The sequence below is a fragment of the Achromobacter sp. EG18 genome (genome assembly GCF_059759395.1).
The window spans coordinates 4,836,736-4,858,808 of the sequence record NZ_CM186213.1 but is presented as its reverse complement, the minus strand read 5'-3'; the positions used below and the strand labels follow the sequence as shown (position 1 = coordinate 4,858,808).

Annotated in this window: 18 protein-coding genes and 1 pseudogene; 13 read left to right on the top strand and 6 right to left on the bottom strand. The window is 68.8% G+C overall.

The window, feature by feature from the left end:
- Positions 1-219 precede the first annotated feature (219 nt).
- Complete coding sequence (locus AC6CR5_RS22350; protein WP_024067561.1) at positions 220-1,143, top strand: c-type cytochrome; 924 nt, start codon at positions 220-222, stop codon at positions 1,141-1,143.
- A 98-nt stretch (positions 1,144-1,241) separates the two neighbouring features.
- Here the strand turns inward: AC6CR5_RS22350 and AC6CR5_RS22345 are convergent.
- From AC6CR5_RS22345 to AC6CR5_RS22330, 4 genes and pseudogenes are all read right to left on the bottom strand, one after another.
- Positions 1,242-2,777 (bottom strand): annotated as a pseudogene (locus AC6CR5_RS22345) (3-hydroxyacyl-CoA dehydrogenase); the annotation flags it as partial.
- Between the two features lie 43 nt (positions 2,778-2,820).
- Positions 2,821-4,050, bottom strand: a complete 1,230-nt coding sequence (locus tag AC6CR5_RS22340) for a CaiB/BaiF CoA transferase family protein (RefSeq protein ID WP_006386798.1) — start codon at positions 4,048-4,050, stop codon at positions 2,821-2,823.
- A gap of 540 nt (positions 4,051-4,590) precedes the next feature.
- Entirely contained in the window at positions 4,591-5,739 is a 1,149-nt protein-coding gene (locus AC6CR5_RS22335) for an acyl-CoA dehydrogenase family protein (protein ID WP_006386797.1), read from the bottom strand.
- Positions 5,740-5,774: 35 nt separating this feature from the next.
- Positions 5,775-6,398: a TetR/AcrR family transcriptional regulator gene (locus AC6CR5_RS22330; RefSeq protein WP_006386796.1), complete on the bottom strand. Its 624-nt coding sequence runs from the start codon at positions 6,396-6,398 to the stop codon at positions 5,775-5,777.
- A 199-nt stretch (positions 6,399-6,597) separates the two neighbouring features.
- On the opposite strand from AC6CR5_RS22330, the gene AC6CR5_RS22325 reads away from it, so the two are divergent.
- Together AC6CR5_RS22325 and AC6CR5_RS22320 are read left to right on the top strand one after the other, a co-directional pair.
- The gene (locus AC6CR5_RS22325; RefSeq protein ID WP_238920585.1) at positions 6,598-7,569 is read left to right on the top strand and encodes an NAD(P)H-dependent flavin oxidoreductase; all 972 of its coding nucleotides are present in this window, start codon (positions 6,598-6,600) and stop codon (positions 7,567-7,569) included.
- A complete protein-coding gene (locus AC6CR5_RS22320; protein ID WP_024067558.1) occupies positions 7,566-8,306 on the top strand; it encodes an enoyl-CoA hydratase-related protein in 741 nt (246 codons plus the stop codon). Before AC6CR5_RS22325 ends, AC6CR5_RS22320 begins: the two co-directional genes overlap by 4 nt.
- 115 nt (positions 8,307-8,421) lie before the next feature.
- On the opposite strand, the gene AC6CR5_RS22315 is transcribed toward AC6CR5_RS22320, so the two are convergent.
- Entirely contained in the window at positions 8,422-9,255 is an 834-nt protein-coding gene (locus AC6CR5_RS22315; protein ID WP_020925438.1) for an enoyl-CoA hydratase/isomerase family protein, read from the bottom strand.
- Between the two features lie 90 nt (positions 9,256-9,345).
- Between AC6CR5_RS22315 and AC6CR5_RS22310 the strand changes: the two genes are divergently transcribed.
- The 3 genes from AC6CR5_RS22310 to AC6CR5_RS22300 all read left to right on the top strand — a co-directional run bounded on the left by AC6CR5_RS22310 (position 9,346) and on the right by AC6CR5_RS22300 (position 12,675).
- Positions 9,346-10,215, top strand: a complete 870-nt coding sequence (locus AC6CR5_RS22310; protein WP_047993050.1) for an NAD(P)H-hydrate dehydratase — start codon at positions 9,346-9,348, stop codon at positions 10,213-10,215.
- Between the two features lie 121 nt (positions 10,216-10,336).
- On the top strand, positions 10,337-10,570 hold the full coding sequence (locus AC6CR5_RS22305; RefSeq protein WP_006386792.1) for a hypothetical protein: 234 nt from the start codon (positions 10,337-10,339) through the stop codon (positions 10,568-10,570).
- Positions 10,571-11,061: 491 nt separating this feature from the next.
- Positions 11,062-12,675, top strand: a complete 1,614-nt coding sequence (locus AC6CR5_RS22300; RefSeq protein WP_006386791.1) for an ABC transporter substrate-binding protein — start codon at positions 11,062-11,064, stop codon at positions 12,673-12,675.
- A 74-nt stretch (positions 12,676-12,749) separates the two neighbouring features.
- Here the strand turns inward: AC6CR5_RS22300 and AC6CR5_RS22295 are convergent, their stop codons facing one another.
- Complete coding sequence (locus AC6CR5_RS22295) at positions 12,750-13,664, bottom strand: LysR family transcriptional regulator (RefSeq protein ID WP_024067556.1); 915 nt, start codon at positions 13,662-13,664, stop codon at positions 12,750-12,752.
- 166 nt (positions 13,665-13,830) lie between these two features.
- Between AC6CR5_RS22295 and AC6CR5_RS22290 the strand changes: the two genes are divergently transcribed.
- The 7 genes from AC6CR5_RS22290 (at position 13,831) to AC6CR5_RS22260 (ending at position 22,068) form a co-directional block, all read left to right on the top strand.
- Entirely contained in the window at positions 13,831-15,267 is a 1,437-nt protein-coding gene (locus AC6CR5_RS22290; protein WP_024067555.1) for a M20 family metallopeptidase, read from the top strand.
- A 53-nt stretch (positions 15,268-15,320) separates the two neighbouring features.
- Entirely contained in the window at positions 15,321-16,292 is a 972-nt protein-coding gene (locus AC6CR5_RS22285; RefSeq protein ID WP_047993052.1) for a M14 family metallopeptidase, read from the top strand.
- A gap of 64 nt (positions 16,293-16,356) precedes the next feature.
- Positions 16,357-17,997, top strand: a complete 1,641-nt coding sequence (locus tag AC6CR5_RS22280) for an ABC transporter substrate-binding protein (protein WP_024067553.1) — start codon at positions 16,357-16,359, stop codon at positions 17,995-17,997.
- Positions 17,998-18,047: 50 nt separating this feature from the next.
- Positions 18,048-19,025, top strand: a complete 978-nt coding sequence (locus AC6CR5_RS22275) for an ABC transporter permease (RefSeq protein ID WP_006392551.1) — start codon at positions 18,048-18,050, stop codon at positions 19,023-19,025.
- A 5-nt stretch (positions 19,026-19,030) separates the two neighbouring features.
- Positions 19,031-19,948 carry an ABC transporter permease gene (locus AC6CR5_RS22270; RefSeq protein ID WP_026385154.1) on the top strand — a complete coding sequence of 306 codons (918 nt, stop codon included), beginning with the start codon at positions 19,031-19,033 and terminating at the stop codon, positions 19,946-19,948.
- A 129-nt stretch (positions 19,949-20,077) separates the two neighbouring features.
- Entirely contained in the window at positions 20,078-21,061 is a 984-nt protein-coding gene (locus tag AC6CR5_RS22265; protein WP_006386784.1) for an ABC transporter ATP-binding protein, read from the top strand.
- The gene (locus tag AC6CR5_RS22260) at positions 21,058-22,068 is read left to right on the top strand and encodes an ABC transporter ATP-binding protein (protein ID WP_020925445.1); all 1,011 of its coding nucleotides are present in this window, start codon (positions 21,058-21,060) and stop codon (positions 22,066-22,068) included. The genes AC6CR5_RS22265 and AC6CR5_RS22260 overlap by 4 nt, the downstream gene beginning before the upstream one ends.
- Positions 22,069-22,073: the final 5 nt, after the last annotated feature.

Here is a 22,073-nt window from a genome sequence, read left to right as displayed (position 1 = left end):
GGCGGTATTGTACCCAGTTTTGCGCAATCTGCATGAAGTGGATCAATTCGCCGGGCAAACTGCGTGAAAACCCCGTCCGGACGTTGGACGCGTGTCCGTGACACCGTTATATAATCCAGCGTTTGCTTGCAAGGCGGTCTGCTTTTGCCGCCCTTTGTGCAGTACTGATTTTCTGTTGCCGCCGCCAGGCGCCCCGGTACCCGTTAGCAGGATTTGGTCATGAGCAACGAGCAGGAACACATAGAAGAGCACTCCTCCCCCATCAAGACCCCGAAGCAACTGATCGTCACGGTCATACTGGCATTCGTGGTGCCTATCGCCATCATCATCCTACTGGTGAACATGGTCGCCTCGGGCTCCAAGGTCGGCGCCGGCTCGGATACGCTATCCACCGAAGCTGTCACCAAACGCATCGCCCCCGTCGCCGGGTTCGCGCTGGTCGACGCCAACGCGCCCAAGGTCTTCAAGACCGGCGAACAAGTCTTCCAAGCCGTCTGTACGGCCTGTCATACCGCCGGCGTGGCCGGCGCCCCCAAGGTGGGCGACAACGCCGCCTGGGCGCCCTTCATCAAGTCCGGTTTCGACGCGATGATGAACGTCGCGCTGCATGGCAAGGGTGGCATGCCCGCCAAGGGCGGCAACCCGACGCTGTCCGACTTCGAGGTCGCGCGCGCCGTGGTCTACATGGCCAACAAGTCGGGCGGTTCGCTGCCGGAACCGGCCGCGCCGGCTGAGGAAGGCGCCAAGAAGGAAGGCGACGCCGCGCCGGCCGCTGCGGCTCCGGCTGCCGCGCCCGCCCCGGCCGCCGCTGCCCCCGCTGCTGCTGCCCCGGCCCCCGCTGCTGCCGCGCCTGCCGCCGCACCGGCACCGGCCGCCGCGCCGCAACAGGCCGCCACGGTCAATCCCGCTGGTGAAAAGCTCTACAAGAGCGTCTGTTTCGCCTGTCACGCCACCGGCGTGGCCAACGCCCCCAAGTTCGGCGACAAGGCCGCCTGGGAGCCCTACATCAAGACCGGCATGGACGCCATGGTCAAGGTCGCGATGCAGGGCAAGCCGCCCATGCCGCCCAAGGGCGGCGCGGCCAACGCTTCGGAAGACGACATCCGCGCGGCGGTCCAGTACATGGTGGATGCGGCCAAGTAAGCGCTGCCCTTCGCGCCGCGCGACCGCGAGTCCCGCGGGCCCGAAAAAAAGCCCCTCGATGCATCGAGGGGCTTTTTTGTTTCCGGCGGCGCTTCGCGTCAGTCAGCGGCCGAGGTCTTGAGCAGCGACATGCCCAACTGCACGCGGCGCTGCAGCCACAGGCTGGGACGGTAGCGCGGGTCGCCCGTGACGCGCTGCATGCTCTTGAGGATCTCCAGGATGCGCTCCGCGCCCAGCGCATCGCCCAGGGCCAGCGGACCCACCGGATAACCCAGCCCCAGCGTCACGGCGCGGTCGATGTCTTCCGGCGTGGCGATCTGCTGTTGCGCGATATCGGCGGCGATGTTGACGATCATGGCCACGATGCGCTGCGCGACGAAGCCCGGCGAATCCTCGACCACCGACACCGGCACGCCGTCGCCGGCCAGCAGCGCGTGCGCGGCATCGCGCCATTTGGCCTCGGTTGCCGGCGACGCCATCAGGGTGCGGCGCTTGGCCTTGTCGAACGCGTGCAGGGTATCGAGGCCGACGCAGCGCGCCGGATCCAGCCCTTGCGCCGACGCCGTGGTGGACACGTCTTCACCGAACGGCGTGACGATGATGAGCGCATCGGCCGCCGGCGTGGAACCGGACACCAGCGGCGCGCCCAGCTTTTCCAGCAGCGCGGTGGCGCGCGCGTAACCTTCCGCGTGGCGCGGGCTGACCCAGACCTTCAGGCCTTGCGGCAGCGCCGGCACGGGCGGCTCGGCGGGCACTTGCTTCTGGCCGTCGACATACTTGTAGAAGCCCTCGCCGGCCTTGCGGCCGATCAGGCCACCGGCCAGGCGCACGGTGGTGATGGGCGACGGGCGAAAGCGCGGCTCGTCGAAGAACTGGCGGTAGATGGATTCCATCACCGGATGCGAAACGTCCAGCGCGGTCAGGTCCAGCAGCTCGAACGGGCCCATGCGGAAGCCGGCCTGCTCGCGCATGATGGCATCCACCTGCGCGAAGCTCGCCACCGATTCCTGCGCCACGCGCAGGCCTTCGGTGTTCATGCCGCGACCGGCGTGGTTGACGATGAAGCCGGGCATGTCCTTGGCGCGCACCGGCGTGTGGCCCATGCGGCGCGCCAGTTCAGCCAGCGCGTCGCCGGTCTCGGGCGCGCTGCGCAGGCCGTCGATGACCTCGACCACCTTCATCAGCGCCACCGGGTTGAAGAAGTGGTAGCCGGCGACGCGCTGCGGCAGCTTGCAGGCGGCGGCGATGGCGGTGATCGACAGCGACGAGGTGTTGGAGGCCAGGATGCAGTCATCGGCCACCACGCCTTCGAGCGCCGCGAACAGGTCGCGCTTGACGTCCAGGCGCTCGACGATGGCTTCGACCACCAGCTGGCATTGCGACATGTCGGTCAGCGCGGTGGCGGACTCGACCCGCTCCAGCGCGGCCTGCGCGTCGGCGGCGGTCAGCTTGCCCTTCTGGGCCAGCTTGTCCCAGGTCTGGCGCAGCGACTCGCGCGCGGCGGCCACGGCGTCGGCGCTGGTGTCGTACAAGCGCACCCGCAAGCCGGCCTGCGCCGCGATCTGGGCGATGCCACGCCCCATGGCCCCGGCGCCCACGACGCCGATGGTTTGAATCTCCGTCATCAACTTCTCCTGCCTGTCATTGGAATGGTGTGTGCGCCGCGCGCCGCGGGGATCAGGACGGGCTTTGCGCCAGCGCCTGGATCTCCGCGTCCGACAGCCCGAGCTTTTCGGACAGTACCTGCGCGGTGTGCTCGCCCAGCATGGGCGGGGCGCGACGGTATTCGACCGGGCTGCCCGAGAACTTCAGCGGACTGGCCGCCATGGGCACGGTGCCCGCAGTCGGATGCGGCAGTTCGCGCTTCATGCCGCGCGCCAGCACCTGCGGGTCTTCGTAGACCTGGTCGAGCGTGTTGATCGGGCCGGCCGGCACGCCCACGGCCTCGAGCGAGGCGAGCCAGTGGTCGCGCGCGCCGGTGGCCATGCGTTCGGCCAGCAGCGGCACCAGCGCTTCGCGGTTCTTGACGCGCTGCGGGTTGGTGGAGAAACGCGGGTCGGCCGAGAGTTCGGGCAGGCCGATGGCGCCGCAATAGTTGCGGAACTGGCTGTCGTTGCCCACGGCGACGATCAGGTGGCCGTCGCTGGCGGCGAAGACCTGGTACGGCACCAGGTTCTGGTGCGCGTTGCCGGCGCGGCGCGGGGCGTTGCCGGAGGTCATGAAGTTCAGGTTCTGGTTCGCCAGCATGGCGACCTGGCAGTCCAGCAGCGCCATGTCGATGTGCTGGCCCAGGCCGCTGACCGAGCGCTCGTGCAGCGCGGCCAGGATGCCGACGGTGGAGTACATGCCGGTCATCAGGTCGGCCACGGCCACGCCCGCTTTCTGCGGGCCGCCGCCGGGCAGGTCGTCGCGCTCGCCGGTGATGCTCATCAGGCCGCCCATGCCCTGGATCATGAAGTCGTAGCCGGGGCGGCTGGCGTAGGGGCCGGTCTGGCCGAAGCCGGTGATGGAGCAGTAGATCAGGCGCGGGTTCGCTTCCTTGAGGCTGGCGTAGTCCAGACCGTACTTGGCCAGGCCGCCGACCTTGAAGTTCTCGACCAGGATGTCGCTCTGCAAGGCCAGTTCACGCACCAGTTCGGCGCCGCGCGGCGAGGCGATATCGAGGGCGACGGAGAATTTGTTGCGGTTGGCCGAGAGGTAGTAGGCGGCCTCGGTGGTGTCGTTGCCGGCCGCGTCCTTCAGGTACGGGGGGCCCCAGGCGCGGGTGTCGTCACCGGCGCCGGGGCGCTCGATCTTGATGACTTCGGCGCCGAGGTCGGCCAGGTTCTGGGTGCACCAGGGGCCGGCGAGCACGCGGGTCAGGTCCAGGACGCGGATGCCTGTCAGGGGAGCGGGACGTTGCGACATCTTTTATCTTTTCGCCAGAGAGGATTAGGTCAGTGGGGATATTAGCCGGTGGGGGCTTGGGTGTGTTGGGGTGGTCGTTTTGGGTGGACGCGATTGGGTTCTTTAGACGCCCTTTGCTGTGGGGCGCGGGGTGCGGGGGGCTACGATTGCGGTCCGGAGCGTTCGCTCCGGACTGCCCCTTACTCATCCTCGTCCTCGCCTGCGGCGACTCCTTCGGATTCCGTCGGGCGCATCTACACGCCCCCCGCACCCCGCGCCCCACAGCAAAGGGCTGCACTGAAGGCTCATGACGGGCGCTGGGATGGGCGGTGTGCTTGGCATTCTGGTGACGACCATCGGGAGGTGAGGAGGTGGGGCGGGGCCGCCAAAGGCGGCTGCGCGGGCAGCCTTCTTTGGCTTACATGCTGTTTTGCGGTTGGATGATGACGCTGCGCGGGGGTGGAGGACCTTCACGATGCATGGCGACCTGCCCTATTGCTCCAGTGTTGAGGTGTCGGCATCGGGGGTGGCGGGTGGATGCCCGCCACGCCTTCGCACGGCTTAGCTGTTGGCCTTGATGACCTCGCGGGCGATGACCAGTTGCTGGATTTGCGAGGTGCCTTCGAAGATGCGGAAGAGGCGCACGTCGCGGTAGAAGCGTTCCACGGCGTATTCGGACATGTAGCCGGCGCCGCCGTGGATCTGGACGGCGCGGTCGGCGACGCGGCCGACCATTTCGGTGGCGTAGAGCTTGCAGCAGGCGGCCTGCATGGTGGTGTTCTCGCCGCGGTCGCGCAGGCGGGCGGCGTCCAGCACCATGCAGCGGGCGGCGTAGAGTTCGGCCTGGCTGTCGGCGATCATGGCCTGGATCAGCTGGAACTCGGCGATGGGCTGGCCGAACTGCTTGCGTTCGGTGGCGTATTTGACGGCGTCGCGCAGCAGGCGGTCGGCGATGCCGACGCACAGGGCCGAGATGTGCAGGCGGCCCTTGTCCAGCACGCGCATCGAGGTGCGGAAACCGTTGCCTTCCTCGCCGCCCAGCAGGGCCGAGGCGGGGACGCGGCAGTTGTCGAAGACCACGTCGCTGGTGAGCGCGCCGGCCTGGCCCATTTTCTTGTCGGGCTTGCCGATGATGAGGCCAGGCGTGCCGGCTTCGACCAGGAAGCACGAAATGGAATTGGCGCGGCGTTCGGGCGCGGTGCGCGCCATCACCGAGAACAGGCCGGCGATGGGCGCGTTGGTGATGTAGCGCTTGGTGCCGTTGAGCACGTAGTGGTCGCCGTCGCGTTCGGCCGACAGGCGCAGCGCCATGGCGTCGGAGCCGGCGTCGGGTTCGGTCAACGCGAACGAGCCGATCAGTTCGCCGCTGGCCAGGCGCGGCAGGTAACGGGCGCGCTGTTCGTCGGTGCCGGCCAGCACGATGGCCTGCGAGCCGATGCCGATGTTGGTGCCGGCCAGCGAACGGAACGCGGGCGAGGTCTGGCCCAGTTCGAACACCACCTTCACTTCTTCTTCCATCGTCAGGCCCAGGCCGCCGTGGTCGGGCGAGATCGACAGGCCGAACAGGCCCAGCTCGCGCATCTCGGCGACGATGTCCGGCGGCACCTGGCCGCTGGCGGCCAGTTCGTCCTCGGCGGGAATCAGGCGTTCGTGCACGAAGCGGCGCACGGCGTCCAGCAACAGGGTCAGGGTTTCGGTGTCCAGGGCCATGATGTCAGTCTCTCGGGAGTGCGGGGCGGCGGCGCTCAGGGGCGCATGCCGCCAACCAGTAAATCGAAATAGCCGGCGGCGATGGTCTCGGCGCTGTCGCCCTGGCCGGGCTTGTACCAGCGCACCATCCAGTTCAGCATCGACAGCACGGCGCGGCCGGTGGCGGGCACGTCCAGCGGCCGGAACGCGCCTTCGGCCACGCCCTGCGCGATCAGATCGCGCAGGCGCTTCTCGTAGCCGTCGCGCAGCCGGGCGGCGTCCTCGCGCTCGGGCAGCGCCATGCCGGAATAGCCGATCAGCATGGTGACGAACTCGGCGTGGTGCTGCTCGAAATAGCGGGCGTGGCCGACCATGAAGGCGCGCAGGCGGGCGGCGCCGCCCTCGGCGCGCGCCACGTCCTGGCCGACGCTCTGGTTCAGGCCGCTCAACACCGCCAGGATGATGGCGTCGTAGATGTCCTGCTTGGTGGTGAAGTAGTGATAGATGGCGGCCTTGGACACGCCAATGGCGGCGGCCAGGTCCGACACCGAACTGCCGTCGTAGCCGCTGCGCGCGAACAGCTTGGCGGCTTCGGCCAGGATGCGTTCGCGCGGCGCCGCCAGGGTCGGCGGGCGGCCGGCGCGGGCGCGTTTGGTGGCGGGGGCTGCGGAAGTCGCCATGAGGGAACCTGGTGAGGCGGCGTCGAGGCAGGCAATGCCGGACCGCGGGCGGTCCCGTTCCATTGACAGCGGTTCGGCGCTTGCCGTTAAATAAAGATTAATTAATTACCGGACGGTCGGTAGGTAATTGTAGGCACATCCCTTTCCGCCATGCAAGCGCGGCTTGGGCGCTCAACCCGAAACCACACGTGACGCCGTTATGCCCCACTCCCTCGTGACAGATCTGTATGGCCAGATGTCCCTGCCGGTCATCAGCGCCCCCATGTTCATCGTGTCCAACCCGAAGCTGGTCGTCGCCCAATGCACGAGCGGCATCGTCGGTTCGTTTCCGGCGCTCAACGCGCGTCCGCAGAGCCTGCTGACCGACTGGCTGGACGAGATCCAGGCGGGGCTGGCCTCGTACCGCGAGGCCAATCCGGGCGCCACCGTCGCGCCCTACGCCGTCAACCAGATCATCCACCAGTCCAACGACCGGCTCGAACAGGACCTGGCGGTGTGCGCCAGCCACCGCGTGCCGCTGATCATCACCAGCCTGCGCGCGCCCGGCGACCTGGTCAAGGGCATCCACGACTGGGGCGGCAAGGTGTTCCACGACGTCACCACCATCCGCCACGCCGAAAAGGCGCTGGAAGCGGGCGTGGACGGGCTGATCCTGGTGTGCGCGGGCGCGGGCGGCCATGCCGGCACGCTCAGCCCGTTCGCGCTGGTGTCCGAAGTGCGCCGCTTCTACGACGGCCCGCTGATCCTGTCGGGCGCCATCACCTCGGGCGCCCAGGTGCTGGCCGCGCTCGCCATGGGCGTGGACTTCGCCTACATGGGCACGCGCTTCATCGCCAGCGAGGAAGCCAACGCCAGCGAAGGCTACAAGTCCGCCATCGTCGAGGCCAGCGCCTCGGACATTCTCTATACCCCGTTCTTCACCGGCATCCCCGGCAACTACCTGAAGGCCAGCATCGCCGCCGCCGGCCTCGATCCGGCCAACCTGCCGCAGCCCGACAGCGGCGCCTCCAACTTCGGCTCCAGCCGCGTCAAGCCGTGGAAGGACATCTGGGGCGCGGGCCAGGGCGTGGGCAACATCGGCAGCGTGCAGCCGACGCGCCAGATCGTCGACACGCTGCGCCGCGAGTACGCCGAGGCCAAGACCCAGCTGGCCGCCAGGGCCTTCGCATGAGCGCCGGGCTGCGGGTCACGCGCGACGGCGCGGTGCTGACGCTGGTGATCGACCGCCAGGACCGCCGCAACGCGCTCGACACGGCCACCTACGCCGCGCTGACCGAACAGCTCGCGCTGGCCAGCGCCGATACCAGCGTGTCGGCGGTGATCCTGGCCGGCGCCGGCGAACACTTCACCGCCGGCAATGACCTGCGCGACTTCCAGGCCGAGCGCGGCGCCGGCGACAGCGCCGGCCTGACCTTCCTGCGCGCGCTGACGCAGGCCGACGTGCCGGTCATCGCCGCCGTAGAGGGCTACGCCATCGGCATCGGCGTGACGCTGCTGCAGCATTGCGACTTCGTCTACATCGGCGAAGGCGCCACGCTGCGCATGCCGTTCGTGGCGCTGGGCCTGTGCCCGGAGGGCGCGTCCAGCCTGCTGATGCCGCGCCTGGCCGGCGCCCGCCGCGCCGCCGAATGGCTGTTGCAGGGCAAGGCGTTCTCGGCGCGGGAAGCCTGCGAGGCCGGCCTGGCCACCGCGGTCACCGCCAAGGGCGGCGCCCTGGCGGCCGCGCAGGCCACCGCCGCCAGCCTGGCCAAGCAACCGCCGGCCGCCTTGCGGCTGACCAAGGCCATGCTCAAGCGCCCGGAGCGGCAGGCGATCCAGGACACGCTCGATTACGAGGCGCAGCAGTTCCGCGCCCGTTTGCAGACGGAAGAGGCGCAGGCCGCGTTCGCGGCGTTCTTCAAGAAGTGAATCCGGCACGGCCAGACGCCTTGCGCGCCCGCCGCGCCGCATGCGATGCCTGGGCCGGCGCGCTTGGCCAGATCCCGCCCGGCGCGGGGCCGGACGCGGCCGGCAGCCGCCCTTGTCAGAACGGCGAGTCGGGCCGGAAGTTCGGCGCCCGCCGCTCGCGCAACGACTGCACGCCTTCGCGCACGTCCGGGCCGCCGAACCCCATGAATTCCAGCGCCAGCGACGTATCGAAGGTCGGGCCGGCCATGCGCAGCCAGTTGTTCAGCGAATACTTGGTCCAGCGGATCGCGGTCTGCGAGCCGGCCGCCAGGCGGTTGGCGACCTCGAAGGCGCGGCCGATCAACTCGGCCTCGTCCACGCACAGCGACACCAGGCCGATACGCTCGGCCTCTTCGCCGCTCACGGTTTCGCACAGCATCAGGTAGTACTTGGCGCGCGCCATGCCGCACAGCAGCGGCCAGACGATGGCGGCATGGTCGCCGGCGGTGACGCCCAGGCGGGTGTGGCCGTCGATGATGCGGGCATCGCGCGCGGCGATCGAGATGTCGGCCAGCAAGCCGGCCACCAGCCCCGCGCCCACGGCGGCGCCGTGCATCGCCGACACGATCGGCTTGCTGCAGTTGATGATGTTGTAGACCAGATCGCGCGCCTCGCGCCAGACGCGGGTGCGCACGTCGAAGTCCTCGGCCATCTGCTGCACCAGGTCCAGGTCGCCACCGCCCGAGAAGCCCTTGCCCTCTCCGCGGATCACCACCACCCGGGTGTCCGGGTCGGTATCGATATCGCGCCAGATGTCGGCCAGCTCGCGGTGCATGCGGTCGTCGGCGGTGGACAGCTTGCCCGGCTTGCCGTCCTTGGAGCCCATGATCAGCTCCAGCACGCCGTTGGGATGGCGGCGCAGCTTGAGGGACTCGTAGGCGGAATAGTGTTCCAGCGTGATATCGGTCATCGTCGTCTCCGGTGGCGCGGGCGGAAGGCCGCGCGTTTTGGGGCACTATAGTGGATAGCCCCTGCCCCGACGATCCCGGAGCCTCAGCCCATGAACACCCCCGACTCCTCCTTTGCCGGCGAGATCCGCCGCGACGATCTGCCCGCCCTGTTCGCCGCGCGCGGCCCGGACACCCACAAAGGCAGTTTCGGCACCGTCGGCGTGGTAGGAGGCGGGCGCGGCATGGAAGGCGCGGCGCTGCTGGCCGCGCGCGCCGCGCTCAAGACCGGCGCGGGCAAGGTGCTGGTGGGCTTCGCCCAGGACGCCGCGCCGCTGCCCTGCGATCCGCTGCAACCCGAACTGATGCTGCGCGACGCCCGCTCGCTGCTGGACACGGACTGGGGCGTGACCGCCTGGGTCGCCGGGTGCGGCATCGGCACCGGCGCGACGGCCGCCAACGCCCTGTCGGAACTGTTCGTGCTGCGCCACGGCGCGCCGCTGGTGCTGGATGCCGACGGCCTGAACCTGCTGGCCAACGGCGGCATCCGGCCCAACTGGGGCGACGGCCCGGTCGTCCTGACCCCGCACCCGGCCGAGGCTGGCCGCCTGCTGGGCCAGGACACCGCCCGCGTCCAGGCCGACCGCGGCGCCGCCGCCCAGGCGCTGGCGCGGCGCTTCGGCGCCTGGGTGGTCCTGAAGGGCGCCGGCACGCTGATCTGCGCCCCCGACGGCACGTGGCGCCGCAACACCAGCGGCAACCCGGGGCTGGCCACGGCCGGAACCGGGGACGTATTGGCCGGCATGCTGGGCTCGTTGTTGGCTCAGCGCCTGCCCCTCGAGCAGGCCGTGGCCGGCGCGGTCTGGCTGCATGGCGCGGCCGCCGACGCTCTGGTGGCCCGGGGCATCGGGCCGATCGGGCTGACCGCGGGGGAGCTGGCGGATGCCGCCCGGGGCCTGCGCAACGGTGGACCGATAGCCTAAGTCCCCGGCGACAAATACATTTTTACAACATACTAGGGTTTTCCCCTAAAAACGCGTTGCTTTTGATTTAGGGTTATCCCTATAATGGTTTACCCCAAGACGAAACGGACTGGAGAAAACCATGAGCGAACTGACCCTGAACCACACTGCCCGCCTGACCGACGCGCTGGAGCGCGACCTGCTCCGCGGTGCCCTCGAGAACCAACCGAATTCCCACCCGCTGACCAACCTGAAGAAGGCCGGCAAGTCGATCGCCGCCGCTGTCGCCGCCGTGTTCGCCTTCATCGACGAAGTGAACGAGTCGATGAACAAGGCCCGCGCCGCCAGCTCGCGCTTCTCCGGTTCGCAGTGGTAAGAACAGCCGTGCCGGACTGAGTCGCGACCGATCTCCCGCGATTCAGCCTGGCGCGCTGCCGCTGTGACGCCCGCCACCGATGCGGCGCCCGTTGCATCGGACCCGGCGTCCGGGGCCTTTGGCCTTTCCCCTCACCGGGCGCCATCGCGCCGCGCCGGCCCCACTTGCGGGGCCCCGCGACGCCCTCCACGACGCAATTCCCCCGTCGCCCCAGTGCGAAGCCGTCCCGAAGCGGGACCGCCTCGAACTGGGGCGATTGGCATTTTTCGCGCGGCTTCGCCGGCTATTCTCCCTCTCGGCGTTTACCCTGACGTCGGCCCGGCGCGCATTGACAGCGCGCGAAGCCCCTACCGATAATCGGCCCCTTGCCGTCGTGCCTGGCGCCAAAAACACCGCAAGCCCCCCGGCCGACGTTGCGTTTCCCCGGTAGGCCCGCCCCTGTTCCACGCCGCCAGCACGATCCGGTTCGTTCCCCATCCGGAGTTGTCACCATGAAGTTGCGCACCACCCTGGCCCTCGTGGCCGCCGCCATTCCCTTGGCCGCTGCCCAGGCCCAGACGCTGAAGATCGGCCTGTCCGCCGAACCCACCTCGGCCGACCCCCACTACCACAAGATGACGCAGAACGACGCGTTCTCCGCGCACGTCTACAGTTCGCTGGTGGGCCGCAGTGCCGACATGAAGCTGGTGCCCGCGCTGGCCACGTCCTGGAAGAACCTGGACGACCTGACCTGGGAATTCAAGCTGCGCGACGACGTCAAGTTCTCCAACGGCAAGCCGTTCACGTCCGAAGACGTGCTGTTCACGATCTGCCGCACGCTGAACAACGAGACCAACGTGTCGCAGTCCTACATGGACACGACCAAGCTGATCACCGACGTGCAGACGCCGGACGCCCACACCGTCATCATCAAGACCGGCGCCCCCTTCCCGCTGATGCCCGCCGAGATGGCGCGCTCGCTGCCGATCATCTGGAACGGCATCGTCGAGCACGGCAAGCTGACCTTCGACCCGAAGAAGGGTTGCGGCGTGACCGGCCCGTGGCCCACGGTGGCCGACTTCAACAACGGCAAGGACGCCATCGGCACCGGCCCGTACACCCTGAAGTCGTACGTGAAGGGCACCGGCATCGAACTGGTGCGCAACGAGAACTACTGGGGCCCGAAGCCCTACTGGAAGGAAGTGAAGTTCGTGCCGGTGCCGGCCGCCGGCCCGCGCCTGACCGGCCTGCTGTCGGGCGACTTCGACATGATCGAGAACCCCGCCGCGCGCGACCTGCAACGCCTGAAGGACAACCCCAAGTTCGGCTTCGTGGCCACGCCCTCGACCCGCCTGGTGTTCTTCCAGCCCGACGTGGCGCGCAACCCGAGCCCGTTCGTCAAGAGCGCCGACGGCAAGAACCCGCTGCAGGACCTGCGAGTGCGCAAGGCGATCTCGATGGCCATCGACCGCAAGACCATCACCGCCCGCATCATGGACGGCATGGCCACCCCGGCCTACCAGTTCATGCCCGACGGCATGTTCGGCGCGCTGCCCAAGGCCCCGGAAATCAAGTACGACCCGGAAGGCGCCAAGAAGCTGCTGGCCGAAGCCGGCTACCCCAACGGCTTCGAGCTGACCCTCTCGTCCACCAACGACCGCTACGTCAATGACGGCCAGGTGGCGCAGGCCGTGGCCCAGTACCTGGCCCGCGTCGGCATCAAGACCAACGTCGACGCCATGACCGCCTCGATCTACTTCCCCAAGCGCGCCAAGCGCGAGTTCAGCTTCTCGATGGGCGGCTGGCCGGCGGAAACGGGCGAAGCCTCGGCGCTGTTCCAGCTGTGGGTCGCCTCGCTCGACTCGCCCAAGAGCCTGGGCACCAGCAACTACGGCGGCTTCACCAACGCCGATTTCGACAAGGTCTACAAGCAGGCCATCGTCACGGTCGACGCGCCCAAGCGCGAGAAGCTGCTGCAGGAAGCCACCCAGATCGCGCTGGACAACGTGCCGCTGATCCCGCTGCACTTCGAAAGCAGCATCTGGGCCTTCCGCAAGGGCATCTCCTACGAAGGCCGCCGCGACCAGTTCACGCTGGCCACCTCGGTCAAGCCCGACGCCAAGTAATCCGGCGCGGGACATGAAAACGGCTGCCCTCGGGGCAGCCGTTTTTGTTTGTGCCAGCGTCCGCGCGTCTTGCCTCAAGCGCCCGGGCCGTCCTCCAGCAGCACGTCCAGCTCGCGCGACAGCAGGGCAATGAAGGCCTCCGTCTTGGACGGCAGCTGGCGCCCCTGCATGACGTGCAGCTGCAAGGTGCGCGACTGCAACTGCGCGTTGGAGATCGGCACCGCCACCAGTTCGTCGCGCTTCAGGCTCCAGGCCACCGAGATGTAGCCGCTGAGCATGATGGCGTCGGAGCCGAACACGAAGCCGTGCAGCGGCGACGAGTCGTTGCAGGTGAAGGTCGGTTCAAGCTGCACCGACTCCAGCAGACAGCCCATCTCGAACAGATGCCGGGTGGTGGTGCCCGGGCCGGTCAGCGCCAGCGGGTAGCGGCCCAGTTCCTGCAGGCTGACGCTTTTGCGGCCGGCCAGCGGATGGCCCGCGGCCATGACGGCGTGTACCGGCGCGCGCCGCGAATAACGCACGCTGACGCCGCTGAGCCGCTCGACGTTGAAGGTCATGCCCAGCTCGACGCTGCCCTCGGCAACGCGGCGCGCGACGTCGGCCGGCGTGCCCACGTGCAGGTCGAAACGCACATCGGGCCAATCACGGCGGAACCGCGCCATGGCCGACGGCAGGAAAATGCGCGCCACGCCCTCCACCGCCGCCATGCGGATCTCGTTGCGCGCCATGCCCTTGAGCGCGGCGATCTCCTGCAGCACCGAGTCCGATTCAAGCAATGTGCGGCGCGCGTGGGCCAGCAGCAGTCGGCCGGCCTCGCTCAGCACCATGCCGCGCGCGGCGCGCTCGAACAAGGGCGCGCCCGCCTCTTCCTCCAGCTTGGCGATCTGCCGGCTGATGGCCGACACCGCCACGTGCAGGCGTTCGGACGCGCCGCTCAGGCTGCCCGCCTGGGCCACTTCGACAAAGTACCGCAGGGCGATGCCGTGCATGTTCGCGCCTCGTTGGGGGGTGAATCCATGAAGGAGGAAGCTTTGCCTTTTTTGCAAGGCTTCCGATAAATATTCTAATTGTAGAGAAAGCTTCCCTGATCCTAGAATTTGCGCAACGATCCAGCCGGACGCCCCCTGACGCGTCCGGCCAGAAAAGGGGAAGTCCGTGTCAGCAGCAATCCCGAGCGCCAGCCGCGCCGCGGCCGTCGGCCGCGCGACCGCCTATGCCGAGAGCGGCGCCTTGCAGCGCGACCTGGCAACGCTGGTCGCCCATCGCACCGAAAGCCAGAACCCCGACCAGCGCGAGGCGCTGTACGACTACCTGCGCGCGGCGATCGCGCCGCGCCTGGAAAGCCTGGGCTGTGCCTGGCGCGTCGAGGACAACCCGGTCGCAGGCGGCCCGCCGTTCCTGCTGGCGGAACGCATCGAGAACCCGGCCCTGCCCACCGTGCTGATGTACGCCCATGGCGACGTGGTGCGCGGCTACGACGAACAGTGGCGCGCCGGCCTGGCGCCGTGGCGCCTGACGGCCGAGGGCGATCGCTGGTACGGCCGCGGCACCGCCGACAACAAAGGACAGTACTGCGTCAACATGACCGCGCTGGAACAGGTGCGGGCCGAACGCGGCGGGCGCCTGGGCTTCAACCTGCGCATGCTGGTGGAATGCGGCGAGGAAGTCGGCTCGCCCGGCCTGCACCAGGCCTGCGCCGCCTGGCGCGAAGCGCTGGCGGCGGACGTCTTCATCGCCTCCGACGGACCGCGACTGGCGGCAGACCTGCCGACGCTGTTCCTGGGATCGCGCGGCACGCTGCTGTTCGACCTGACGGTTGACCTGCGCGGCCACGCCCACCACTCTGGCAACTGGGGCGGCGTGCTGCCCAATCCCGGCATCATCCTGGCGAACGCGCTGGCCAGCCTGGTGGATTCGCGCGGCCGCTTGCTGGTTGATGGCCTGCGCCCCCCGGCCATTCCGGCCGCGGTGCGCCAGGCGCTGGCGGACATCCAGGTGGGTCAGGACGACGACGCCCCCGACGTCGACCCGGACTGGGGCGAGCCCGGCCTGTCGCTGGCCGAACGCCTGTTCGGCTGGAACACGCTGGAAGTGCTGGCCTACAAGACCGGCAACCCCGACAACCCGGTGGGCGCGATCCCGCCACGCGCCAGCGCCACCTGCAACCTGCGCTTCGTGGTCGGCACCGACTGGCGCCAGGCCGAGGGCATCCTGCGGCGGCACCTGGACGCGCGGGGCTTGCAGCAGGTCAATGTCCGTGTGCGGCGCGGCACGCCGGCCACCCGGCTGGACCCGGATGATCCGTGGGCGCGCTGGGCCGTGGCCTCGCTGGCCGCCACCACCGGCAAGACTCCGGCGCTGCTGCCCAACCTGGGCGGCACGGTGCCCAACGACGCTTTCTCGGAAGTGCTGGGGCTGCCCACCATCTGGGTGCCGCATTCCTATCCCGCCTGTTGCCAGCACGGCCCCGACGAACACCTGCTCGCCTCCGTGGCGCGCGAAGGCGCGGCGGTGATGGCCGGCCTGTTCTGGGACCTGGGCGAACAGGGCGCGGCCGTGGCCGCGCAACGCGAGCGCCTGACCGCCACCTGACCGCCTTCGGGCGCCATCCCTTATACAATCCCCCTCGCTTGATCGGAGTTCCCATGTCCTCGTCCCCTACCGCGTCCCGTCCGCGCCCCTTTTTGCTCGCCTGTCCGGATCTGGCGGCCGAGCGCGTGGGCAACACGGATACCCCCGGCGTCTGGCATTTCGACTCCGGCGTGCCGGGCAAGCACGTGATGCTCAGCGCCCTGGTCCACGGCAACGAGCTGTGCGGCGCCTGGGCCCTGAAGGACGCGCTGGGCGCCGGCCTGCGCCCGCGCCGCGGTTCGCTGACGCTGGCGTTCTGCAACCTGGCCGCGTTCGACCGCTTCGATCCGGCCAACTACGCGCCGGCGCGCTTCGTCGACGAAGACATGAACCGGGTCTGGAGCGACGACAAGCTGGCCCAGCCCATCAGCCAGGAACGCCGCCGCGCCGCCGCCATCCAGCCCTGGGTGGCGCAGGCCGACTGGCTGCTGGACTTCCACTCGATGAGCAATTCCGACGTGCCGCTGCAACTGACCGGCATGGAACAGCGCAACATCGACCTGGCCCTGTCGCTGGGCAACCCCGCCACCATCATCGCCGACGCCGGCCATGCCGCCGGCGTGCGCATGCGTGACTACGGCCGCTTCGGCGAGGCCGGCGACAACGGCACCCGCTCGCTGCTGATCGAATGCGGCTTCCATGGCGCGCCCGAGGCGCGCAGCGTGGCGCTCGACCAGATGGCGCGTTTCCTGGTGGCGGCCGGCACGGTGGACGAGGCCGACCTGCCCGCCGCCTGGTTCGCCCCCCAGGCCAGCGCCCAGCGCGCGCTGCGCGTGACCCACGCGATCGCCGCCAAGAGCGCCGACTTCCGTTTCGCCGAGCCCTGGAAGGGCCTGGAGACGCTGGCGCGCGCCGGCAGCGTCATCGGCTGGTCCGAGGGCGAGGCCGTGACCACGCCCTACGATGACTGCGTGCTGATCATGCCGTCGACCGCCAACCTGCGGGCCGGCGTCACCGTGGTCCGGCTGGCCCAGCCCATCGTCTGATTCTTCGCGCGGCGCGCCCTCGATGGCGCGGCGCCTCATATAAAAAAACACCAAGGGAAGCAGCATGTCCGCAAACGTTTTCATTCGCAGCGCGTTATCGACCTGTACGCTGGCGGCCGCCCTGGCCGCTGGCGCCATGGCCCAGGCCCAGTCGGCCCCGCAGACGCTGCGCATCGGCCTGTCGTCCGAACCCACGGCGATGGACCCGCACTACCACCAGGTCACGCCTAACGACGCGATGACCTCGCACATCTTCGAGACCCTGGTCGGCCAGGACGCCAAGATGAACCTGGTGCCGCGGCTGGCGACCGCCTGGAAGGCGGTGGACGACACCACCTGGGAATTCACCCTGCGCGACGGCGTGAAGTTCTCCAACGGCCAGCCTTTCACGCCCGATGACGTGATCTTCACGCTGTGCCGCGCGCTGCACAACGAACAATCGATCGGCGGCTCGTATGCCAGCGTGGTGCAGAAGCTGGCCAGCATCGACGTGCGCGACGGCAACGTGCTGGTCATCAAGACCCACCTGCCCTACCCGTTGCTGCCCAACGACCTGACCCGCAACGCCATGCTGTGGAGCGGCATCGTCGAGCACGGCCCGATCCGCTTCGAGCCCAAGAACAATTGCGGCGTGACCGGCCCCTGGCCGACCATCAGCGACTTCAACAGCGGCAAGTCCGCCATCGGCACCGGCCCGTACACGCTCAAGTCGTACGTCAAGGGCAGCGCCATCGAGCTGGCGCGCAACGACGCCTACTGGGGCGACAAGCCGGCCTGGCCGAACGTGCGGCTGATTCCGGTGCCGGCCGCCGGCCCGCGCCTGACCGGCCTCCTGGCCGGCGACTTCGACCTGATCGAGAACCCCGCCGCGCGCGACGTCAAGCGCATTTCGGAAACGCCGGGCTTCGGCTACGTCATCACGCCGTCGGTGCGGGTGGTGTACTTCCAGTTCGACGTGGCGCGCAGCCCCAGCCCGATGGTGCGCGCCGCCGACGGCAAGAACCCGCTGCAGGACGTGCGCGTGCGCCGCGCCATCTCGATGGCGATCGACCGCAAGGCCATCGCCGCCCGCATCATGGACGGCGCCGCCACGCCGGCCAACCAGTTCCTGCCCGATGGCATGTTCGGCACACTGCAACCGCCGCCAGAACTGAAGTACGATCCGGCCGCCGCCAAGAAGCTGCTGGCCGAGGCCGGCTACCCGGACGGCTTCGAGCTGACCATCTCGTCCACCAACGACCGCTACATCAACGACGCGCAGATCTCGCAGGCCGTGGCCCAGTACCTGTCGCGCGTGGGCATCAAGACGACCGTGGACGCCATGACGCGCTCGGTCTACTTCCCCAAGCGCGCCAAGCGCGAGTTCAGCTTCGCCATGGGCGGCTGGTCGTCGGAAACCGGCGAAGCCTCGTCGTTCCTGCAGTACTGGGTCAGCGCCTTCGACAAGGAGCACGGCCTGGGCACCAGCAACTACGGCGGCTATGACAATCCGGCCTTCGACAAGGTCTTCAAGCGCGCGCTGACCACCGTCGATCCGGCGGTGCGTGAGAAGCTGCTGCAGGAATCCCTGACGCTGGCGCTGGCCGACCTGCCCAGCATTCCGCTGCATTTCGAAAGCAGCATCTGGGCATTCCGCAAGGGCCTGGCGTACGAAGGCCGCGCCGACCAATACACCCTGGCCATGTCGGCCAAGCCCGCCAATTAAGATCGCCGTTTGCGGCGCCTGCAACCCCGAGCCCACCAAGGAAATATCACGTGGCCCTTTTCATCCTACGCAGACTGATCCAGAGTCTGTTCGTGCTGCTGGCCGTCTCGGTCGTGGTCTTCTTCGCGGTGTATGCCGTGGGCGACCCGATCGAGCTGCTGGTCAGCCCCGAAGCCAGCCAGGCGGCGCGCGAGGCGATGATCGCCCGCCTCGGCCTGGACCTGCCCGTGTGGCAGCAATACACAGGGTTCCTGTGGCGCGCGCTGCACGGCGACCTGGGCACCTCGTTCGTGCACGGCATCCCGGCCATCGAGTTGATCGTGCAGCGCATCCCCGCCACCTTCGAACTGGTGATCGTGGCCATCGGCCTGACCTGTGTGATCGGCATTCCGCTGGGCCTGGTGGCCGGCCTGTACCGCGATGAGCCCCTGGGCCGCGGCATCATGGCCTCGTCGGTGCTGGGCTTCTCGCTGCCCAACTTCTGGCAGGGCATGATGCTGATCCTGCTGTTCGCGGTGTGGCTCGGCTGGCTGCCCGCCACCGGCCGCGGCGACACCGTGACGGTGCTGGGCGTGCGCCTGTCGATCCTGACGGCCGACGGCTGGTCGCACCTGATCATGCCGGCCATCAACCTGGCGCTGGCCAACATCGCGCTGGTGCTGCGCCTGACCGCCTCAGGCGTGGTCGAGGCCCGCAGCCAGGACTACGTGAAGTTCGCGCGCGCCAAGGGCATCAAGCCCGGCCGCATCGTGCGCCGCCACATCCTGCGCAACATCCTGATCCCGGTGGTCACCGTCATCGGCATGGAATTCGGCAGCCTGATCGCCTATTCCACCATCACCGAAACCGTGTTCGCGTGGCCCGGCATGGGCAAGCTGCTCATCGACAGCGTCTACCAGCTCGACCGGCCCGTGGTGGTCGCGTACGTGATGCTGGTCACCCTGATCTTCGTGGTCATCAACCTGGTTGTGGACATCCTGTACGCCGCGCTCGATCCGCGCGTGCAGCTCGTGACCCCCGCTCAATAATCGCCATGGCTCAATCTCCCAATACCGGCCGCACCCGTACCGTCCAGCCCCTGGCCGATACGCCCAAGCGCGCCTCGATCCTGAAGAAACTGCGGGCCCGCCCGACCGTGCGCGGCTCGGTCATCGCGCTGGCCATCCTGGTGCTGCTGGTGGTGTTCGCGCCCTACTTCGCGCCGCAGAACCCCTATGACCTGGCCAACCTGTCGCTGATGGACGGCCGCCTGGCGCCGCGCCAGGCGCTGATGGACGGCAGCATCGCCTGGCTCGGCACCGACGACCAGGGCCGCGACATGCTCAGCGCCATCCTGTACGGCCTGCGCATCAGCCTGATGGTGGGCCTGTCGGCCGTGGTGCTGGCCACCGCCGTGGGCGGCGCGGTCGGCCTGGTGGCCGCCTATGTCGGCGGCCTGGTCGATACCGTGCTGATGCGCATCGTCGACTTCATCCTGGGTTTCCCGACCATCCTGGTGGCGCTGGTGCTGCTGGTGGTGCTGGGGCGCGGGGTCGACAAGGTGATCCTGGCGCTGGTGCTGGTGCAGTGGGGCCACTATGCCCGCATCATGCGCAGCCGCGCGCTGCAGGAACGGCGCAAGGAATACGTCGAGGCCGCCGCCAACCTGGGCTTCCCGGCCTGGCGCATCATGGTGTTCCACCTGCTGCCCAACTGCCTGGGCCCCGTCATGGTGTTCGCGACCATCCAGATCGCCACCGCCATCGCGCTGGAAGCGACGCTGTCGTTCCTGGGCGTCGGCGTGCCGATCACCGAACCCTCGCTGGGCCTGCTGATCTCCAACGGCTTCCAGTACCTGCTGTCGGGCGACTACTGGATCAGCCTGTTCCCGGGCATTGCGCTGTTGCTGCTGATTCTCTCCATCAACATCGTGGGCGACCGCCTGCGCGAAAGCCTGGATCCGAGGAAATGACCCACCCCCGAAGCGCTTCGCGCTCCCCCCTCAAGGGGGCATGCCAGCGGACCGGCGGAGCCGGCTCCGCGGCATCCCGATTGGGCAAGGCCTCCGTATGCTTGGCGGCTGGCGCAATGGACAAATGATATGAATGACACGCTTCTAGAAGTGCGCGGCCTGCGCACCGCATTCCATACCGAGGCCGGCGCCTGGCTGGCGGTCGACGGCGTCGACCTGACCGTGCGCCGCGGCGAGATCGTGGGCCTGGTCGGCGAGTCCGGCTCGGGCAAGTCGGTCACCGGCTTTTCACTGCTGGGGCTGATCGATCCGCCCGGGGAAGTCGTCGACGGCGAAGTGAAGTTCAAGGGCAACGACCTGCGCAAGCTCTCCGAAGAGCAGATGCGCCAGTTGCGCGGCAACCGCATCGCCATGATCTTCCAGGACCCGCTGATGACGCTCAATCCGGTGCTGCGCATCGGCGAGCAGATGATGGAGGCCATCCTGACGCACGAGGACGTGCCGCGCGCCGAAGCGCTGGAGCGCTGCCGCGAGGCGCTGGCCATGGTCGGCATCCCGTCGCCGGAAAAGCGCCTGAAGAGCTACCCGCACGAATTCTCGGGCGGCATGCGCCAGCGCGTGGCGATCGCCATCGCCATGCTCAACAAGCCCGACCTGATCATCTGCGACGAGCCGACCACGGCGCTGGACGTGACCATCCAGGGCCAGATCCTGTACCGCATGCAGGAGATCTGCCGCGAGCACAACACGGCGCTGATCTGGATTACCCACGACCTGGGCGTGGTGGCCGAGCTGGCCGACCGCGTCGCGGTCATGTACGCCGGCCGCATCGTCGAGAGCGGCCCGGTCGAACAGGTGCTGGACGCGCCGCGCCATCCTTATACCCGCGGCCTGCTGGACTCGATGCCTGGCGCCACCACGCCGGGCGCGCGCCTGCACCAGATCAACGGCATGGCGCCCAGCCTGGCCGGCCGCCCGTCGGGCTGTGCCTTCCGGCCGCGCTGCACCCACGCGGTCACGCGCTGCACCGAGCAAGCCCCCACCGTTACCACCGAAGGTTCGCGCAGCTATCGCTGTTACGTCCCGATCGCCCGCGAGGCCGAGCAAGCATGAGTCAAGCCGATACCCCTGTCATCGAGCTCAGGAACGTCCACAAGCGCTTCGAACAGCGTCCCGACCTGGCCCAGCGCATCCTGGCCCTGGGCGGCCGCCCGATCGACCGCCGCACCGTGTATGCCGTCAACGGCGTCGACCTGCGCATCGGCCGCGGCGAAGTCGTCGGCCTGGTGGGCGAGTCCGGCTGCGGCAAGTCCACCCTGGGCCGCGTCGTCGCCGGCCTGCACCGCCAGACCGAAGGCGACCTGCTCTACCAGGGCCAGGACGCCCGCCGCCTGCGCGGCGCCGACAAGCTGGCCTACACGCTGGGCGTGCAGATGATCTTCCAGGATCCGCAGGCCTCGCTCAATCCGCGCCAGCGCCTGCGCCAGATCCTGGGCGAATCGCTCAAGGTGCACAAGCTGGCGCCGCCGGCCGAGATTCCCGCGCGCATCGACCAGGCCCTGAAGGAAGTGGGCCTGGACACGGAATACCGCGACCGCTTCCCGCATCAGATCTCCGGCGGCCAGCGCCAGCGCATCGGCATCGCCCGCGCGCTGATGGTGGCGCCCAAGTTCCTGGTGTGCGACGAACCGGTGGCGGCGCTGGACGTGTCGATCCAGGCGCAGGTCATCAACCTGTTCATGGACCTGCGCGAGCAGCACGGTTTCACCTACCTCTTCATCAGCCACGACCTGGGCGTGGTGCGCCACATCTCGGATCGCGTGGCTATCATGTACCTGGGCAAGATCGTCGAGATCTCGACCTCGGCCGAGATCTTCGCGCGCGCCAACCATCCGTACACCCAGGCCCTGATGGCCGAGGTGCCGGACGTGGCCCGCCGCGGCCGCAAGTTCACGCCGATCAAGGGCGAGATCCCGTCGCCGCTGAACCCGCCGTCGGGCTGTACCTTCAACCCGCGCTGCCCGCACGCCATGCCGCGCTGCCGCGAGCAGGCGCCGACGCTGAAGGAAATCTCTCCGGGCCACTGGTCGGCCTGCCACCTGAACGAAGCCACCGCCTGAACGCC

What these genes read in the sequence shown, in the direction of transcription:
- AC6CR5_RS22350 (WP_024067561.1), top strand. Translation starts at nt 220, where the DNA reads ATGAGCAACGAGCAGGAACACATAGAAGAGCACTCCTCCCCCATCAAG.
- AC6CR5_RS22340 (WP_006386798.1), bottom strand. Translation starts at nt 4,050, where the DNA reads ATGTCGCAACGTCCCGCTCCCCTGACAGGCATCCGCGTCCTGGACCTG.
- AC6CR5_RS22335 (WP_006386797.1), bottom strand. Translation starts at nt 5,739, where the DNA reads ATGGCCCTGGACACCGAAACCCTGACCCTGTTGCTGGACGCCGTGCGC.
- AC6CR5_RS22330 (WP_006386796.1), bottom strand. Translation starts at nt 6,398, where the DNA reads ATGGCGACTTCCGCAGCCCCCGCCACCAAACGCGCCCGCGCCGGCCGC.
- AC6CR5_RS22325 (WP_238920585.1), top strand. Translation starts at nt 6,598, where the DNA reads ATGCCCCACTCCCTCGTGACAGATCTGTATGGCCAGATGTCCCTGCCG.
- AC6CR5_RS22320 (WP_024067558.1), top strand. Translation starts at nt 7,566, where the DNA reads ATGAGCGCCGGGCTGCGGGTCACGCGCGACGGCGCGGTGCTGACGCTG.
- AC6CR5_RS22315 (WP_020925438.1), bottom strand. Translation starts at nt 9,255, where the DNA reads ATGACCGATATCACGCTGGAACACTATTCCGCCTACGAGTCCCTCAAG.
- AC6CR5_RS22310 (WP_047993050.1), top strand. Translation starts at nt 9,346, where the DNA reads ATGAACACCCCCGACTCCTCCTTTGCCGGCGAGATCCGCCGCGACGAT.
- AC6CR5_RS22305 (WP_006386792.1), top strand. Translation starts at nt 10,337, where the DNA reads ATGAGCGAACTGACCCTGAACCACACTGCCCGCCTGACCGACGCGCTG.
- AC6CR5_RS22300 (WP_006386791.1), top strand. Translation starts at nt 11,062, where the DNA reads ATGAAGTTGCGCACCACCCTGGCCCTCGTGGCCGCCGCCATTCCCTTG.
- AC6CR5_RS22295 (WP_024067556.1), bottom strand. Translation starts at nt 13,664, where the DNA reads ATGCACGGCATCGCCCTGCGGTACTTTGTCGAAGTGGCCCAGGCGGGC.
- AC6CR5_RS22285 (WP_047993052.1), top strand. Translation starts at nt 15,321, where the DNA reads ATGTCCTCGTCCCCTACCGCGTCCCGTCCGCGCCCCTTTTTGCTCGCC.
- AC6CR5_RS22280 (WP_024067553.1), top strand. Translation starts at nt 16,357, where the DNA reads ATGTCCGCAAACGTTTTCATTCGCAGCGCGTTATCGACCTGTACGCTG.
- AC6CR5_RS22270 (WP_026385154.1), top strand. Translation starts at nt 19,031, where the DNA reads ATGGCTCAATCTCCCAATACCGGCCGCACCCGTACCGTCCAGCCCCTG.
- AC6CR5_RS22265 (WP_006386784.1), top strand. Translation starts at nt 20,078, where the DNA reads ATGAATGACACGCTTCTAGAAGTGCGCGGCCTGCGCACCGCATTCCAT.
- AC6CR5_RS22260 (WP_020925445.1), top strand. Translation starts at nt 21,058, where the DNA reads ATGAGTCAAGCCGATACCCCTGTCATCGAGCTCAGGAACGTCCACAAG.